Below are 15,386 nucleotides of genomic sequence, written 5' to 3'. Positions count from 1 at the left end.
CCGGCGATGCGACGATAAGGAACCAGATGCGCCGATCGACTCTCAACCTCGCTCTGCCCGTCGCCCTCGCCCTGGCTCTGCTCCTGCTTGGCGGGTGCGGCAGCCGGGCCAAGCGCTGGCTCGTCTTCGACAAAGGTCCGCTGCAGGGTGACGCCATCGCCGTGGATGTCGAATCGTTCCGTGGACCGGTCACCGTGATCGCCGATCCCGACATTCCCAATGTCGTCGTCCGCTGCAAACTCCGCGCCTTCAACGACATTCGCGATGAGCGCGGCAACGTCGTCTACCCCTACGGCGACAACCAGACGCTCGATCTCATCGACGTCACCGCCGAGATCGAGCAGGACGATGCCGGCCACAGCGTGCTCCGCGTGACCACCTCGACGCGCTTCGCATACGAGTACGACCAGTGGGTCGGGCTGCTCATCAACGTGCCGCGCGTCGATGGCGTGCGCATCCACACGACCGACGGCAACGTCGATCTGGTCAACGTGCGCGGCGCCGTCACTGTCGTGGCCGACAACGGCGACGTCATCGTGCGCACTGAAAAGCCCGTCGTGCAGCCCGTGGACATCAACGCCGTCAACGGGAGCATCGAGTACCGCATCAAGGAAGATTCACACGGCGTGTACGACGTCGAAGCCGTGAACGGCCGGGCCGATTTTCGCGGCTACAAGGGCATGGCCAACATCGAGCAGCGCGGCCCGTCGCAATACATCGCCACGCTCGGCGACGGCGTCAACCCCGTCTCGCTCCGCGCCACCAACGGCAACGTCAAGGTCGTCGTCACCGAAGACCCCGTCCCCGTCGGCTACCTTCAGACCCACACCTGGATGTTCCTCAAGAAGTGACCGCGCCGCGGGCCCTGCGGCACGTCGGCAAACCGGATGCTCAGTGCTGCGCGGAGATCGCCGCTTGCGGCTCAGGCGCTGGCGAGCGCGATGGCGCTGGCGATGGCGTGGGTGTCGGTGTGGCTGATGCTGATGGTCCAGGCGGTGATGCCGGCGCGGGCGGCAAGATCGGCGGCCTTGCCGGTGAGGGTGAGCACGGGCCGGCCGAGGGGGTCGGGGAGGATTTCCATGTCGGTCCAGGCGATGCCGTCGCGCCAGCCGGTGCCGAGCGCTTTGAGGATCGCCTCCTTGGCGGCGAAGCGGCCGGCGAGTCGCTCGAGGCGCTTGCGCGGCGCGGCGGCGGCGTACTGCACCTCGCGCGGGGTGAAGCAGCGCTCGAGGAAGCGCTCGGCGTGGTCGTCGAGCATGCGGCCGAGACGCGCGATCTCGATGAGGTCGATGCCGTGAGAGATGATGGCCACGGGGGATGGTAGTGGGGTGGCCCGTTCGACTCGCGGAGCCGCGCTCAGGGCGGCGAAGCGCCGGGGTGATGCGCCGGCGACGCGTAAGGTTGCACGTGACCTGCGCTCTTTGTGCATCGTCCGCGCGATTGGGGTGCCGAAGGCTGGTGTTCGGCGAGCACCGCTTCCTTAGTGGCCCAAAGGTGCGCCAGCACCGTCATGCCTGCGCAGAGCCCGCCCCTGCGCAGGCAGGGGCAGGCATCCACGAGCGTGCAAACGGCAGCTTCCTCACCCTTCGATTGACTCAGGATGCTTCGCACAGGCGCGGCTCGTCTTGACCTGCGCCCTCGTGGGGCGGCGGGCCGTTCACACGTTGGCGGTGGACATCTGCTCGCAGGACTGGGCGCACCTGCGGCAGGTCTGGGCGCACTGTTTCATGAGCGCATCGCCGTTGGCGAGTCGATCGCAACTGTCGCCGCATTCGGTGCACACGGCGGCGCAGACGCGGCAGAGGTCGGCGATCTGATGCGATGAGCGCGACATGAATGAGGCCGCGACGCCGCAGATCTCTTCGCAGTCGCGCATCAGGCCCTGATGGTCGGGCGCGGCGTGTTCGCCGCCCATGTGCAGGCAATGATGCAGGCACTGCGCGCAGATGCTGGCGCACTCGACGCAATCGCGCATGCAAGAGAGCATATCTTGAGAGGGCATCGTGTGTGACATGGCTTTCTCCTTGGGGTGCTTTCGACTGTATACGCCGCGCGTTGCGGCACGCCTGAGCGTTTGCCTGAGCGGCGGGGATGGCGTGGGAAAAAGGGCCGGCGTCGGCGCGATCTGCTGCTATCCGTGCGCGGTCGGTGTCGCGCTCTTGCGGCGGCTGGTTCGAGGTGATGCGGGCGACGAATGCGCAGCGCGCCATGGCGTTCGGGCACGCTCCTATGATGGGCGATGCCATCACAATCAACGAGTGAACATCGGGAAGCGGCGGGAGAGCAGGCGGTTGCGTGCGCGGTGCTGACGGTCTCGGACACGCGCACGGCGGAGACGGACCGGGGCGGGCCGCTGATTGCCGAGCTGCTGACGGCGGCGGGGCAGGTGGTGGTGGATCGCGCGATCTGCCGCGATGAGCCGGGCGAGATTGCAGCGCGGCTGGACCGCTGGATCGCCGAAGCGCGCGTGCAGGTCATTCTGACAACTGGCGGGACGGGGATCGCCAAGCGCGATTCGACGATCGACATCGTGGCAGCGCGGCTGACGCACCGGCTCGACGGGTTCGGCGAATTGTTTCGCATGTTGAGTTACAACGAAGTCGGGGCGGCGGCGATGCTCAGCAGAGCGATCGCGGGGCTGGTGATGCGCGATGGCGAGGGTGACACGTTTGTCTTTGCGATGCCGGGCTCGGTGAACGCGATCGAGACGGCGATGAAGAATCTGATCGTGCCGGAGCTGTCGCATCTGGTGTGGGAGAGGAAGAGGTGATGGGGTGATGGGAAGATTTTCTAACCGCGGAGAGCGCTGAGAGCGCGGAGATGAGACCATTTGAGTTGGGATAGAAGCATTTGCCTGAACCCCTCAGGGTGCTCAGCGGTCTCTGCGGTAAATCTGCATTTCCAAACCGCGGCCGTTATGGCAGACCGACGGCCTCATGCTGCGGCGGTTCGTTCGTGAGTTCGCCTTGCGGCTGGACGGTCCATTCCACCTGGCCGGACCAGTAGCGGTTCGATTCGAAGCGGCGCAGGGCGACGGCGGGGCTGGCGGTGAGGCGTAGCGTGTAGCCGCGCTCGGCGGGGTTGATGATGCGCGGAATGAGGGGCTGAAGATCGACGTAGGTGCTGCGCGGCGCGACGGATTTGGCGGGCGGCTTGGCGCTGGGGTCATCTTCGAGGCACCACCACGCGTCGCCGGCCGCGATGACCTGGCCGAGGTGGATGAGTTCGATGTGCGCGGCGAAGGTGGCGCCATCGAGCAGCACAAAGGCATCCTCGAGACTGCCGAGCGGCAGTTCGATGTGGCCGTAGTGAATGCGCGGCTGCAGGCGCGTGCGCAGAGCAGCGTCGAATTCCGGTACGATGATCGGCGTCATCATGTCGGCAACTGAGCCGGAGACGCGAGTGCTAACTTCGGCGACGAACTCGGCGCTGACGTACTCCGCGCCCATATCCGCCTCTTCGATGTTATTGAGTTGCCGGCGGGCGCTGACGGTGTACTCAAGCGAAGATGTCGGCTGCGCAGGCCTGCCGATGGGGATGGCGTGGTCGGTCCAGGGCACGCAGCCTAGCACGCGCCGTGGGAAATACTTGAGTCGCGATCCTCTGTCCACTTGTCGCGTCGTCTCGCGCATCTGTTCGCCGCTGATGGGCAGCAGGCCGGGCGTGAGCGGCGCGGCCGACACCGTAGTCGCCTCGGCAGCCGTTGAGCTCAGCATGAGATCGGTCCACGCGACGGCGTAGATGTCCGCGCCGAGAGGCCAGTGGCGGCGCGTGGACACCTGGAATGACCCGGCGAGCAGCGCGCGGCGGAGCAGCGCGGGGTCGTCGAGGTGATCGCGGTAGCGCGCGTGCGAAAGGACGGCGTTGTGCAACGTGCTCACGCCGAGGACGTCGGTGTGGATATCGCGCTGATCGGCCGTGCGCAGGGCAACCTCGATGAGCACGCGCCAGTCGAAATCGGAGAGTTCGTCGTCGCTGAGGCGCGCGAATATCTCCTCAGTGAACGGTGCATCGGCGAGGTGGCGCAGGTAGAACTGATCGCCGCCGAACGTTGCGAATTCGCGCGTCTGGGTGAGGTCGATGCGCTCTTGCGTCCAGAGCAGCGCGAGCGCGGTGGTGGGGATCCCGGCGATCCAGCCGCGCTGTGCGATGGCCGGTGCGCGGAAGGCGAAGTAACTGCCGAGCCAGAGCAGCACCATGGCGACGATCCAGCGTTTGCGGCGGCGGGTCCTGAAGAGCTGCTTTTCGCGCCGCGCCGTGTAGCCGCATTCGCTGCAGGTCAGGCCGGGGGTGTGGGAGAGGTCGTACCAGCACTTCGGGCAGCGCCGCGCTTTGCGGAAGCGCCGGCGGATCGGGTCGGCCAGCACGGCCAGCAGCAGCGCGAGCAGTGTGAGTGCCGCCAGGCTCCAGCCGATGATGTCCCACATCTCTTCGATGCTCATTGCGGCTGCTCCACGGCGGGATCGCGCTCGTGTGCGTTGAACTCGAGCGCAGGGTGCCAGGTTACGGGCACGGTGAAACTGCCTGACCAGTACCGATTCTCGTCGAGGCGGCGAAGCGCCATCGCGGGGTTCGAGGTGATGCGCAGCGTCAACATGTTCAGTTCGCGCTCTGCCGGCATGGCCGCATCGTCCACCATTGTGATACGCAGCGTGCCGCTGGAGGGCAGAGGCCGCATCGGTTCACCCTCAGCCCACCATGCCTGCGCCGAGGCGATCACTCGGTCGCCATGAAGCACCTCAAAAGTCGCAGCGAACGTGGCGCCATCAAGCGATTCGAGTACCTGCCAGAGCCGAGGCAGCCAGAGTTCATCGCGCATGATGCTGATGCGCACCATGCTCTTGAAGTCGTGCACAAACGCTTCGTTCGCGACGGGTACGAGAATGTCATCGAGATCGCCGGCAATGGTTGTGTCCAGCGGGACGTTGTAGCTCCAGGTGATCGCGTCGCGCCCGTTCGGTCCGGCAGGCTTGTCGGCACGATTCAGCGCGCCATCGAGTCGCAGCGTGAACTTCTGGCCCGGCTGCGGATCGGCGCTGACGAGCAGGAGACGGTCGGTCCAGTAGCGTTCGAATGGCCTGGGCGAAGTGTCGGATAGCGCTGGAGAACAGACCGCGTCATAGATGACGCGATCAGACTCGGCGGGAAGCGAGAGTCGGAGAGTGACGGGCCTTGCCGAAGCGCAGGCGCGAGGCTCGACGGCGATGAGCAGCGGCTGGCCGGCGGGCCAGCGCGGGCGCGTGATGACCTGGCAGCCGGCGAGCGTTAGCGAGTCGCTGAGGATGTCGGGATCGGATGGATAGTGCCTGGCGATGCTGGCCGCGAGCAGTTGCTCCGGCGTGGTGCGCCACGGTTCGCCGGGCGCGAAGGATCGCCGGAACTGAGCGGCGCACGCCCGGATCGCGCGGCGCTGCAGCAGATCCCATTGCCAGTTGGCGAGTTCGCGGTCTTCCATGCGCACCGCCAGTTCGGCCGAGAGGTTGTCGGGCGGCGGCGCGATGGTCACGGGCAAGCCGAAGCCTCCATAGGCCGAGGACATCACGGATTGTTGTCCGATGGCGTAGGCATCCTCCGACTCGAGCGCCGGAGCGATGAGCACAAGAATGGTCGTGGGCATGAGCGCCTTGAGGCCGCGATCGCGCACGGCCGGCACACGGAAGGAAACGGCAGAAGTGACGCCCAGCAGCAGTGATGCAACGATCCAGCCGCGGCTTCGCCGAGTCTTGAGGAGTTGCTTCTCGCGGCGCGCGGTGTAACCGCATTCGCTGCAGGTCAGGCCCTGGGTGTGAGAGAGGTCGTACCAGCACTTCGGGCAGCGGCGTGCTTTGCGGAAGCGCCGGCGGATCGGGTCGGCCAGCACGGCCAGCAGCAGCGCGAGTGCGGCCAGGGCCCCCAGGCCCCAGCCCACCATCATCCACGCCGTGTCGAGCGTGCCCGTCATCAGTGGGAGTGTAACAGATTCCGCGTGGGGTTACTCCAAGATCTGCAGTTCCAGCACATTGGATGTCACCGCGGGGCGGCCCGGGTCGGCGCGGTCGAGGGCCTGGAGCCAGACGGGGCCGGGGCCGGCCTGCGAAGGATTGATCGTCAGCGACGCGACGCCGTCGGCGCCGGTGACGGCATCGCCAAGACGGACGATCGGGCGCGTGAGGTCGATGCAGGTCAGCAGCTGCGGCACGTAGGTGCACGATGTGCCGGCGCGCGAGGCGAGGAAGTGGATGCGGCGGCCGGGCTGGCCGGTGAATGCCTGGACCGTGTACTCCTCGACGCCGCGACTGATGCGCCAGTTGGCGCGGAACGGATGCAGGAGAATCGGCGCGCCGGCGCGGGCGATGACGCGGCCGGGCGGGGCCTGGTCGGCGGTGATGAAGTCTGCCGCGCCGTCGTTGTTCACATCGCCCATGGCAACCTCGGTGCCCTGCCAGGCGTTGTCGAAGTCAAGATGCGGCTGGGAGAAATGCAGCAACTGACCCGTCGAGCCGTCGAAGACATACATGGCGAGGAAACTTTCGAAGATGGCTTCGACCCGGCCGTCGGCGTTGACGTCGGCAAGGTGCACGTTGACGCCGAAGAGTTCGTCGTAGAGCACGCCGCTGTCGAGTTCGTAGAGGCGCGTGGCCTGGCCCGTGCGGCCGTCGATGAGGTAGGCGTAACTGGCGCCGTCCGAGCGTCCTGACGCGATGATGTCGGGCGTCTGATCGCCCGTGAGGTCGACGCCGCCGGCGAAGCGCCAGCCGAACATCCCGTCCTGGAAGTTGGGCCGGCCGAGGTTGGCCAGTTGCCGCCCGTCGCGCCCGGAGTAGATGCCGATGCCCATGCCATCGCGCGTGAGTTCCCACGAGCCCACGCCGAGGTCATCGCGGCCGTCGCGATTGATGTCGCCAAGCGGGCGTATGCAGCGCGGCCAGTCGCGCGTGATCTGAAAGAGTTCCTCGCCGTCGCGGCCGGAGCGCACGGAGACGAAGCCGGGCGCGTCGAAGCGGCTTACGAAGGCGAAGTCAGGCGTCGTGTCGCCGTTCACATCGCCGACGGCGAAAGCATCGCGGCCGAGGAAGTCTTCAGGCGAGGCGCCGGTGTAGGAACGGAGCACCGCGCCGGACCTGCCGGAGTAGACATCGACGCGGCCGCGGCCGCCCGCAGCGCCGGGCTGGCCGAGGATGAGGTCATCGCACTGGTCGCCGTCGAGATCGCCGATGAACGAGCCGGCCACGTAGATCGGGAAGGCTTCGAGCGGTTGAGCGCCGATGGCCCGCCAGAGTTCGCTGCCGGTGCGGCCGGAGTACATGATCCACCGCCCGCGCCGCTGCCCCTGCACTTCGAACTTCTGGTCGGCGACGAGCACGTCGTCGAAGCCGTCGCCGTTGGCGTCGCCGGCGCTGATGACGGCGCTGCCGAATTCGATAGTGTCGGGCGGGGCTTCGATGACGTAAGGCAGGCCGTTCTGCGCGAGAGAGGGCCCTGCACACGCCGCTGCGATGGAGGTGATGCAAACGAGCAAGAGGCGCTGCGAGGCGAAGCGGTGGTTGGTCGAGGTCATGATGTGGCTCCCTTTGGCTCGCGCCGCCGATCCTGGCGTATCGGGCAGCCCGCGGCTGCGCGGGGCGGCGCTGGACCTGGGCATGATAACATGTTTTCCCCCCGTACAGGGGGCGAAATCGGGGAACGGATCAAATTTTCGCGACGTTTTCTGGCCCGTCCGTCGCGTTCGGCGGAGGACGCCTTGCAGGGATCCCGTCGCGAGCGCGCAAGTACGTCCGACTGGTTGCCTGCCCCTGCCTGCGCAGGGGCGGGCTCTGCGCAGGCATGACGGCATAGTGCCCCGACGGCGCATGCCGGAGTCAGTCATTCCTGCGCAGGCAGGAATCCACGCACGTGCAATGACATTCGATTCATCAACGAGTTGTGCTCTGCCCGGCGTTCCGGGCGTCGCGCTCGCTGCGCTCCCTGGACGACCGGCTACTCTCGATGAGGCCTTCGGCCTCAATGGCGAAGACGGCGCGCCATCACGGCTCCGGCTCGATGGGCGGCTCGGGGGCGGCGGGCGGCGGCTCTGCCTTCTCGCCCGCGGTGATGACCGCGCCCGGGCCGGCGTTGATGGTGAGGCCCACGCCCTCGCGCGAGCGGATGGAGTAGACGAGCGTCGTCTCATCATCGCCGCGCATCGAGACTTCGATGCGCTGCACGCCGGCGACGGACTCGAGGCGCGAGGCGCCGGCGGGCAGATCCACGGTGAGCAGCCGATAGGCGTAGCCGGGTGAATCCTGGTCGGGACCGTAGAACTCGAGTACGGCTCGATCGGGTCCGGCGTTGCGCATGTCGATGGTGCCGCTGGGCGGGATCGGCTGGAAACGCATCATCGCCGTAGACCCGGCGGAAAGGTGAATCGACGAATTGACGGTGATGTCCGTCGAGCACCCGGGCAGCGCGAGCAGGGCGAGAAGAAGGGCGATGGGCGTCCATGCGTTCGTGGGGAGCGTGAGTCGATGCCAGCCGTGCATGGCGTTCTCCGCAAGGTGGTGGTGCAACGATCGATGTTACGTCCCGAAGTCGCACAGCGCATCGGGCCATAAACCAATGACTGTTCGGTTCTCGTCAGGCACGGGCGACGGCGGTAGGATTGCCGGCCATGCTGGCTCGCGTGCAGAGTTTCGTGCTCAGCGGTCTGGATGACCACCCCTGCGAGGTCGAGGTGGACCTCGCCGAGAGCGGTCTGCCCAAGACCACCGTCGTCGGCCTGCCCGATGCGGCGGTCAAAGAGTCGCTCGAGCGCGTGCGCAGCGCCATCGTCAACGGCGGCTACGCGTTTCCGGATGGGCGCCTGCTCGTCAATCTCGCGCCGGCCGATCTGCGCAAGGAAGGGCCGATCTACGACCTGCCCATCGCCATCGGCGTGCTCATGGCCAACGGCTCGATCCGCCCGCCGCAGCGCGAATTGACGTTCGACTATCGCCAGTATCTCTTCGCGGGCGAACTGGCGCTCGATGGCCGCGTGCGGCCGATCAACGGCGCCATCAGCATGGCGCTGCACGCCAAGCGGCGCGGGTTGCAGGGCGTGATCGTGCCGCAGGCCAATGCGCGCGAGGCGGCGGCGGTCGAGGGCGTGCAGGTGCTGGGCGTGGCGACGCTGGCGGCGGTGGTGTCGCTGCTCAACGGCACGGGCCCGGCGATCGAACCCGAGCCGCCCGTGAACGTGCAGGAGATGATCACCCGCGCCAAGGCGTCGGTGGACTTTGCCGAGATCAAGGGTCAGGAGGCGGCGAAGCGCGCCGTCATCATCGCGGCCGCGGGCGGGCACAACCTGCTCATGCTCGGACCGGCAGGCACGGGCAAGACGATGCTCGCCAAGGCGCTGCCGGGGATCATCCCGCCGCTCTCGCCGGATGAAGCGCTCGAGGTGACGCGCATTTATTCCGCCTGCGGGCTGGTGACGCGCGGCGAGGGGATCATCACGCGCCGGCCGGTGCGCACGCCCCACCACACCGCCAGCGGGCCGGCGATCATCGGCGGCGGCACGATTCCGCGGCCCGGCGAGGTGAGCCTGGCGCATCGCGGCGTGCTGTTTCTGGATGAGATGCCCGAGTTCAGCCGCACCGTGCTCGAAACGCTGCGCCAGCCTCTCGAAGATCGCATCGTGACGATTTCGCGAGCCCATTCGACGCTGCAGTTCCCGGCGGACTTCATGCTGGTCGCGGCGCTCAACCCGACGCCGCGCGGCGACATGCCCAAGGGCGCCGAAGGCCAGCGCATCATGGAGCGGTACCTCTCGCGCCTGAGCGGGCCGCTGATCGATCGCATTGATATCCACGTCGAGGTGCCGTCGCTGCCCTATGCGAAGCTGCGCGCCAAGCCGGATGGCGTGCCGAGCGAGACGCTGCGCCAGCAGGTGGACGTGGCGCGGCAGCGGCAGGCGAAGCGCCAGGGCGCCGGCCTGCTCAACAGCGCGCTGAGCGGCAAGGCGCTGGACAAGTACGCCGTCATCGACGATGTAAGCGCCACGCTGCTGGCCCAGGCGGTGAGTGAACTGGGCCTGAGCGCGCGAGCATACGACAAGGTCCGCCGCGTGGCGCGGACGATCGCCGATCTTGAAGGCAGCGAGACGATCGAGTCGCCTCACGTGAGCGAAGCGGTGCAGTATCGGCTGCTGGACCGGATGTTGTGAACCGATGCGTCGGGGCAGCAAGGCATCGAGGCATCAGGCAATAGCCGTCGGCGGGAGCCGATGGTTTTGGTACGCGTGCAGCGCGCCGCTACTTCCCGGTCAGCAACACCACACCAGTGAGAATCAGGCACACGGCGATGCCTTTGCGCGCCGTCATCGGCTCGCCGAGCACCAGCCAGCCCAGCAGCACGGCGATGGCGGGCGCGACGCAGAACGCAATCGGCTTGACGACGCTCAATTGCCCCGCCTTGAGCGCGATGAAGAAAAACACCAGCGCCAGGCCGCCCGCGAGCAGGCCCGAGCCGAAGATGAGACTGAGCATGACCTTCGGCGGCGCGTGCATCCAGTCGCGCGGCTCGGTGCGCGTCGCGTAGAGCGGAATGGCCGCGGCGATGAGAATCAGCGGGAGGGCGACGCTGGCGCGCACGGCCAGCGCCGTCAAGGCGCCGACGCGCCCGCTGCCCAGCACCATCTTCGTGAACAGTTCGCCCACGCCCCAGCACAGGCCGGTGAGCAGCGCGAAGAGAACGGCTTTCATGAGGCGCCTCCGTCGAAACAGGGCCTGCCGCGGAGCTAACATGCCGTGGTCGGCAGTGGCCGCGGGAGGCGTCGATGACCAATGCATCATCGTCCGAATCGCCCGGGCAGGTGCAGCAGCCGCGCTCGCCGGGGGCGGCGCCGCGCGGCGTGCGCATCGCCATGTGGTCCGGGCCGCGCAACATTTCCACCGCCATGATGCGCTCGTGGGGCAGCCGGCCCGACACGTTTGTGAGCGATGAACCCTTCTACGCGTACTACCTCAAGAAGACCGGCCGCGAACATCCCGGGGCTGATGAAGTCATCGCGAAACACGAGACCGACTGGCAGAAGATCATCGACCATCTCACCGGCCCGATCCCCGAGGGCAAGGCGATCTGGTACCAGAAACACATGGCTCACCACATGCTGCCCGAGATCAGTCGCGGCTGGTTCGACCAGGTCGTGCATTGCTTTCTCATCCGCGATCCGCGCGACATGCTCATCTCCCTGCACAAGGCAATCCCCAACCCGACACTCGCGGACACCGGCCTGCCCCAGCAGTCGGAGATCTTCGAAGAGGTCCGCCGGCGCACCGGCATCGTGCCGCCCGTGCTCGATGCGCGCGAAGTGCTGGCGAATCCGCCGGGCATGCTGCGGCTGCTGTGCAAGGCGCTGGGCATCGAGTTTCGCGAGGAAATGCTCCGCTGGGAGAAGGGACCGCGACCGACCGACGGCGTGTGGGGCAAGCACTGGTACGCCGCCGTGGAAGATTCGACGCGTTTCGGCACATACAAGCCAAAGGCTGAGCCAATGCCCAGCAACGTGCACGGCCTGTACAAGTCGTGCCTGGGGATCTACCAGCGGTTGATGGGGTTTAGGCTGACGTTGAGTCGATAGGAGAGGCATGGGCAACAGGCACCAGGGACTAGGGGAAAAAGCGCACAGCCGTGGAACCATGATTCAGTTCAAGCGAGATCGTCCGGATTCGACGCCTTTCCCTAATGCCTAGTGCCTGGTGCCTAGTGCCTCGACTCTCCCATGCTCCAGACCTTCAACGAAAAAAATCGCGACATCGTTTACTACGTCAACGGGCTGTTGATCCCGCGCGATGAGCCGGGAGTCAGCCCATTTGATTCATCCGTGCAGGGCGGCGATGCCGTCTGGGAAGGGTTGCGCCTCTACAGCGGGCGCATCTTCAAACTGCGCGAGCATCTCGACCGGCTGCGCTCGTCGGCCCTGGCGCTGGCGTTCGAGTCGATCCCTTCGCACGAGCACATCATCGAGGCGATCCGCCAGACGCTTGCCGCCAACGGGATGACCGACGGCGTGCACATCCGCCTGACGCTCACGCGCGGCGTGAAGATCACCAGCGGCATGGACCCGCGGCTCAATCAGGCCGGGCCGACGCTCATCGTCCTCGCCGAGCACAAACCGCCGGTCTACGGGCGCACGGGCCTGTCGCTCATCACCTCGTCGATCCGGCGCTTCGCGCCCGATGCGATGGACCCGAAGATCCACCACTGCAATCTGATCCAGTCCATCCTCGCCAAGATCCAGGCCAACGCGGCCGGGGCGGATGATGCCCTCATGCTTGACCCGCGCGGCTTCGTCGCCGAGACGAACGCCACGCACGTGTTCCTCGTCGATCAGGGCATCGTGCGCACGCCGCACACGCTGCATTGCCCCGAGGGCATCACCCGCGCTGCCGTCCTCGAACTCTGCGCCGCCAATGGAATCGCCTGCGAAGTGTGCGACCTATCCCTCACCGACCTCTACCGCGCCGACGAAGTCTTCTGCACCGGCACGATGGGCGAACTCGCGGCGGTGACGCGCGTAGACGGCCGGATCATCGGCAACGGCCAGGTCGGCCCGATCACGCAGCGCCTCAGCTCGCTCTTCAGCCAACTCACCGCGCAGCAGGGCGAGCGCGTGGTCTAACATCATCGCGCGCGATGCCGCTAAACTTGTCGTGCATGGCGGAAACACCGACGAGCCCGGGGCAGAACTGGATCCCACTTTGCCGGCTGGACAGCATCGGCATCGGCCTGGCGCGCTACATCGAGGCGGCGGACCGGCCGCTGTGCGTCGTGCGCATCGGCGAGAGTGACGCCGCAGTCTTCGATGACGCCTGCCCGCACGCCGGCGGACCGCTCTCAGGCGGCCACGTCGAAGACGGCTGCCTCGTGTGCCCCCTGCACCAATGGCCCTTCCGCCTCGCCGACGGCGTGTGTGCCGACACAAACGCCTTCCGCGTGCGCAAGTATCCCAGCCGCGTCCGCGACGGCATGGTAGAAATAGCCCCGCCGAAACCCCACTGAGAAAAAGGCGCACCGCGCCAATCGGCCACGCGCAAAGCGCCGATGAAGGCGTGACCGCCAGCAGCCGGGGCGTGAAGCGAGTCTTCGATGCTGCTCCCGGGAACTTCGACCCCGGCGGGGTCAGAGAATGCAGCCACGCGTGAAGCGCCGCCGCGCCGCGCCGAAGCGCAACCCGTGGAAAGCATCAAAACACGATCAAAGCCCCGAAGGGGCGAGAGAAGCGCCCGGCACACCCGAAGCGCCACGCCACTGCTCCGACACGCGCCTAACTGTCCCGGTTTCTTCCCCGAGCAGCGGGGGCCGCAAACACCCAGCGCGACCATGAGCGAGGTCGTCTCCATGAGCCGAATCGCGCAACCGAGCAAGCGCCGCGAGTCCGGCCACACTTGGAATTGAAATGCGCTAATCGCGTCGTCGTATACTCTCCCCACACTCGGGACATCTAGATGACTGTGCTCCGGTGATACGGTACGCGCAAGATGGACACAATCCTCGAGCCTGACGCAATCGTCCCCTCACGAGTCGAGTACCTATGAACAGCAGGATGTGCGCTGATGCCATCGCTAGTGTATAGCCTAAAGCATTTACCCACACTGGACGGAGCGGCATGGGTCTCGTTCCGAGAACCATTGATGCGCCCCATCCTTTCGGCAGGGGAAAGCCTCCGGAAATGGGCTCGATCTCGCACCATGCAAGCGGACGCGGCCAGCCGCATGCGACCATCCCTCGCGAGGGAGATGAATTACTTGCCATTGGCTCAGCATTTGCATACGCGAGCCAGGATGCCTGTGACCGGGTCCAGATGGCAAATTCAGACGCTGGCCTTGGCTTGAGGAGTGGGCCCAGTTCGGGGCTTGGTGCAAATGACACCATTTGCGCACCGGGGACGGAATACTTCAAGATGCATGTAGCCACCCTTGGGGTGTCCGTTACAAACCAGTCCATTTCGGCTGGTCCATGAATTGGCAGGAGCGAGCAAATGAAGATATTTGCGACCAATGACGTCAAAGCAATTAAAATGCTGAAGAACACTACCATGCCCAGTTTCAACATTGCGCCTCCCCATCGCGTATAGGCGATATCCTTAGGCACAGCAGGGGCATCCCGGGGTACAAGGGCGCATGCCGCAAGGTTTGCAGGGATGTCTCAGATTGGGGATCACTTCAAATTGGGTAAGAAAACGGGACAGTTACGTTTATCAGGTCTGCTCATGCCGTAACCGCTTTCCGCGGCCGGCCGCGCGGCCGAAACGTGTGCTCCAAGAGCCAGCGCCGCCGCCGTCCGCCTCACCAACGACGAATGGTAGCCGCCACCACCGGCGAAGGTGCCCATGCGATCGACGCCGCGATGGAGCACGCGGTACACGTAGCCGCCAAGGGTCGGTCGAGCGATGCGAGGCAAGAGAAGTTCCAGCCGCGCCGCCCGCAAAGCGCAATGCTCTGGCAAAAATAAACGTACCTGTCCCGCTTTCTTCCCCGGCCCTCGAGGCAGTTCCGCAGGTATATGTCCTGAGTGTGGAGCGAACTTCCGTCTGCAATCGGCCAGGATCTAGTTGCGAATCCTCTTTTGAGCGTCCAGTCTCAGGTATTCATACTCGCGAATGCGGTGCCTTGCGAAGTCTGATTCTGCTTCCCACCTCCAACTAAGTTCGCAACGTCCTTCTGGTTCGGGAGGCTGGACGTCAAGCAGTTCTTGAAATGCAATGCCGGCTGTGCCGTCCCAAGTGACTTCATCGAGAACCGCGGCGTCCAACTGATCCGCTCTTGATCGTGCAGCAGTAGCAGTTAAATGGACCGTGTTTCCCATCGCATCGCGCATGGCAATCACCGCGTCGGCATTTGCATAAAGAGCGAGCCGGAGAATTCTCGCAACTTCTCGCGTCTCTTCGGTTTGTGGAGTAACCACTATGCGAACGGCGATCGTGCGGCCGCAGGCCACAGCCGCTGCCAAGTGCAGCTCGCACGGATCACCACTGACAGGAGTGGTAAGCTGAAGTGGCGCGCCGAGCTCCACAGTCTGGATACTTCTTTCGCTCGTGTGGCACGCTGGGAGCGCGGCGTAGATTGCCGCGAGAGCAAACGTCGCGGATGCACGGGGACCGATGGATGAACTCATGGCAGCTCCTAAATGTGGTTAGAATCGGTGACAAGACTCCGTGGCACGCGCCGCCTTCCGTGTCCGGCCGCGCGGCTGAAACGTGTGCTCCAAGAGCCAGTGCCGCCGCCGTTTGCCTCACCAACGACAAATGGTAGCCGCCGTCATCATCGAAGATGGCCATGCGATAGACGCCGCGATGTCGCCATAACTCGATCTGCCATAACAACATCTCATTCCAACACAAAGCCCGGGAACGCTACAAGGAAACGTTGTCGGGCCTTCTCGTCTGTCTG

At 65.7% G+C, this 15,386-nt stretch carries 14 protein-coding genes; 6 read left to right on the top strand and 8 right to left on the bottom strand.

Annotated features, from left to right (window positions below):
• Window positions 1-26: 26 nt before the first annotated feature.
• Window positions 27-851 (top strand): DUF4097 family beta strand repeat protein, encoded by an 825-nt coding sequence (locus IT430_20110; GenBank protein ID MCC6910244.1) that lies wholly within the window; start codon window positions 27-29, stop codon window positions 849-851.
• 71 nt (window positions 852-922) lie between these two features.
• On the opposite strand, the gene acpS is transcribed toward IT430_20110, so the two are convergent.
• Together acpS and IT430_20100 are read right to left on the bottom strand one after the other, a co-directional pair.
• Complete coding sequence (gene acpS / locus IT430_20105; GenBank protein ID MCC6910243.1) at window positions 923-1,312, bottom strand: holo-ACP synthase; 390 nt, start codon at window positions 1,310-1,312, stop codon at window positions 923-925.
• A 345-nt stretch (window positions 1,313-1,657) separates the two neighbouring features.
• Complete coding sequence (locus tag IT430_20100) at window positions 1,658-2,014, bottom strand: four-helix bundle copper-binding protein (GenBank protein MCC6910242.1); 357 nt, start codon at window positions 2,012-2,014, stop codon at window positions 1,658-1,660.
• Between the two features lie 225 nt (window positions 2,015-2,239).
• Here IT430_20100 and IT430_20095 point away from each other — a divergent pair, with 225 nt between their 5' ends.
• On the top strand, window positions 2,240-2,770 hold the full coding sequence (locus IT430_20095; GenBank protein ID MCC6910241.1) for a MogA/MoaB family molybdenum cofactor biosynthesis protein: 531 nt from the start codon (window positions 2,240-2,242) through the stop codon (window positions 2,768-2,770).
• 145 nt (window positions 2,771-2,915) lie between these two features.
• On the opposite strand, the gene IT430_20090 is transcribed toward IT430_20095, so the two are convergent.
• The 4 genes from IT430_20090 to IT430_20075 form a co-directional block, all read right to left on the bottom strand.
• On the bottom strand, window positions 2,916-4,442 hold the full coding sequence (locus tag IT430_20090; GenBank protein MCC6910240.1) for a hypothetical protein: 1,527 nt from the start codon (window positions 4,440-4,442) through the stop codon (window positions 2,916-2,918).
• A complete protein-coding gene (locus IT430_20085; protein MCC6910239.1) occupies window positions 4,439-5,941 on the bottom strand; it encodes a hypothetical protein in 1,503 nt (500 codons plus the stop codon). The genes IT430_20090 and IT430_20085 overlap by 4 nt, the downstream gene beginning before the upstream one ends.
• Window positions 5,942-5,971: 30 nt before the next feature.
• Complete coding sequence (locus tag IT430_20080) at window positions 5,972-7,537, bottom strand: hypothetical protein (protein ID MCC6910238.1); 1,566 nt, start codon at window positions 7,535-7,537, stop codon at window positions 5,972-5,974.
• 466 nt (window positions 7,538-8,003) lie between these two features.
• Window positions 8,004-8,498 carry a hypothetical protein gene (locus IT430_20075; GenBank protein MCC6910237.1) on the bottom strand — a complete coding sequence of 165 codons (495 nt, stop codon included), beginning with the start codon at window positions 8,496-8,498 and terminating at the stop codon, window positions 8,004-8,006.
• A 128-nt stretch (window positions 8,499-8,626) separates the two neighbouring features.
• Here IT430_20075 and IT430_20070 point away from each other — a divergent pair, with 128 nt between their 5' ends.
• Window positions 8,627-10,159 carry a YifB family Mg chelatase-like AAA ATPase gene (locus IT430_20070; protein ID MCC6910236.1) on the top strand — a complete coding sequence of 511 codons (1,533 nt, stop codon included), beginning with the start codon at window positions 8,627-8,629 and terminating at the stop codon, window positions 10,157-10,159.
• A gap of 88 nt (window positions 10,160-10,247) precedes the next feature.
• Here the strand turns inward: IT430_20070 and IT430_20065 are convergent, their stop codons facing one another.
• On the bottom strand, window positions 10,248-10,697 hold the full coding sequence (locus tag IT430_20065) for an EamA family transporter (protein ID MCC6910235.1): 450 nt from the start codon (window positions 10,695-10,697) through the stop codon (window positions 10,248-10,250).
• Between the two features lie 74 nt (window positions 10,698-10,771).
• Here IT430_20065 and IT430_20060 point away from each other — a divergent pair, with 74 nt between their 5' ends.
• The 3 genes from IT430_20060 (at window position 10,772) to IT430_20050 (ending at window position 12,996) form a co-directional block, all read left to right on the top strand.
• Entirely contained in the window at window positions 10,772-11,575 is an 804-nt protein-coding gene (locus tag IT430_20060) for a hypothetical protein (protein MCC6910234.1), read from the top strand.
• Between the two features lie 141 nt (window positions 11,576-11,716).
• Window positions 11,717-12,616, top strand: coding sequence for an aminotransferase class IV (locus IT430_20055; GenBank protein ID MCC6910233.1), 900 nt, complete (start codon window positions 11,717-11,719; stop codon window positions 12,614-12,616).
• Window positions 12,617-12,651: 35 nt separating this feature from the next.
• A complete protein-coding gene (locus tag IT430_20050) occupies window positions 12,652-12,996 on the top strand; it encodes a Rieske 2Fe-2S domain-containing protein (protein ID MCC6910232.1) in 345 nt (114 codons plus the stop codon).
• 1,548 nt (window positions 12,997-14,544) lie between these two features.
• Here IT430_20050 and IT430_20045 read toward each other — a convergent pair.
• Window positions 14,545-15,111 carry a hypothetical protein gene (locus IT430_20045; GenBank protein MCC6910231.1) on the bottom strand — a complete coding sequence of 189 codons (567 nt, stop codon included), beginning with the start codon at window positions 15,109-15,111 and terminating at the stop codon, window positions 14,545-14,547.
• Window positions 15,112-15,386: the final 275 nt, after the last annotated feature.

This window comes from Phycisphaerales bacterium (genome assembly GCA_020852515.1).
Taxonomy (GTDB): Bacteria; Planctomycetota; Phycisphaerae; order Phycisphaerales; family UBA5793; genus UBA5793.
This window is presented reverse-complemented; position numbering and strand designations above follow the sequence as displayed.